Origin of the sequence: Acidithiobacillus marinus (assembly GCF_002847505.1) — a bacterium.
Classification (GTDB): Bacteria; Pseudomonadota; Gammaproteobacteria; order Acidithiobacillales; family Acidithiobacillaceae; genus Acidithiobacillus; species Acidithiobacillus marinus.
This window is the reverse complement of the sequence record NZ_MXAV01000021.1, coordinates 1-1259: the sequence shown is the minus strand read 5'-3', so window position 1 is coordinate 1259 and position 1259 is coordinate 1. Positions and strand designations below refer to the sequence as shown.

At 56.3% G+C, this 1259-nt stretch carries 1 protein-coding gene; it reads left to right on the top strand.

The window, feature by feature from the left end:
- Window positions 1-53: 53 nt before the first annotated feature.
- Window positions 54-1259 (top strand): ISL3 family transposase (locus tag B1757_RS16165; protein WP_101536756.1); only part of this gene is annotated, 1206 nt, incomplete at its 3' end.

Below are 1259 nucleotides of genomic sequence, written 5' to 3'. Positions count from 1 at the left end.
GGGTAGGGGGTAGAATGCTGTGGAGCGGTCGTGCCCTGAATTGGAGTTAGCTGATGGTCCCTGAAGAGCTGTTTTCTCTCGCGTTAGGATTGGTTCCGCCGTGGTTGGTGGATCATGTGACTTTCACGGTGGAGGAGAAACGCCTGGATCTGCACATCAACTTTCCCAAGGGTAGTCGCTTTGCTTGCTCCGTCTGTGGTGAGGAGTGTCCGGTACATGATACCCGTGACCATACTTGGCGGCACATGGATTTCTTCCAGCATGAAGCCTATCTCCATGCCCGCGTACCTCGTGTGAAGTGCCAGGAGCATGGAGTGCATCAGATATCTGTTCCCTGGGCACGGGAAGGCTCGCATTTCACCCTGCTCTTCGAAGCGCTGATCATGACCCTGGTGCGGGAGATGCCGGTATTGACCGTAGCCCGCCTAGTCGGCGAGACCGACACGCTCCTGTGGCGGGTGATTGACCACTATGTGCCAGAAGCCCGTACCAGAGTGGATATGGCCCATGTCCATGCCGTCGGCGTCGATGAAACCAGCAGTCGGCGCGGCCACGACTACATCACGCTCTTCGTGGATCTGGATGCCCGGCGACTCTTGTTCGCTACTCCCGGCAAGGATGCCAAGACCTTTGAGAGATTCTCCGCAGATCTACAGGCCCATGGTGGTAGCGCGGAAGCGATCACCGATGTGAGCATGGACCTCTCGCCGGCCTTCCAGAAAGGGGCTGCCGAGCACCTGCCCAATGCGGAGATCACTTTCGATCGTTTTCACCTCATGAAGCTCGTCAACGAGGCCGTGGACGACGTGCGCAAGGGGGAAGTCCTCACTCAGCCAAATCTCAAAAAGACCCGCTGGCTCTGGCTCAAGAACGATTGCAACCTCAAGGTGAAGCAGAAAGAAAAGCTGCAGGCATTACTCAAAGACCAGAACCTCAAGACGGCGCAGGCCTACCAGTTCCGCCTGACCTTTCAGGACATCTTCACGATCAAGAATCGCCATCAGGGGGCTACCCTCTTGAAAGCCTGGTTGGAAAACGCCAGAACCAGCGATCTGCCGCCTATCGTCAAGGTCGCCTACACCATCATGAATCACTGGGATGGCGTGCTCCGATGGTTCGAGAGCCAGATCACCAATGGAATTCTGGAAGGTTTCAACAGCCTCATTCAATCCGCCAAGGCCAAGGCTCGGGGTTACCGCACGCACAAGAACTTTATCAACATGGCCTACCTGATCCTGGGCAAGCTGGATCTCAGGCTA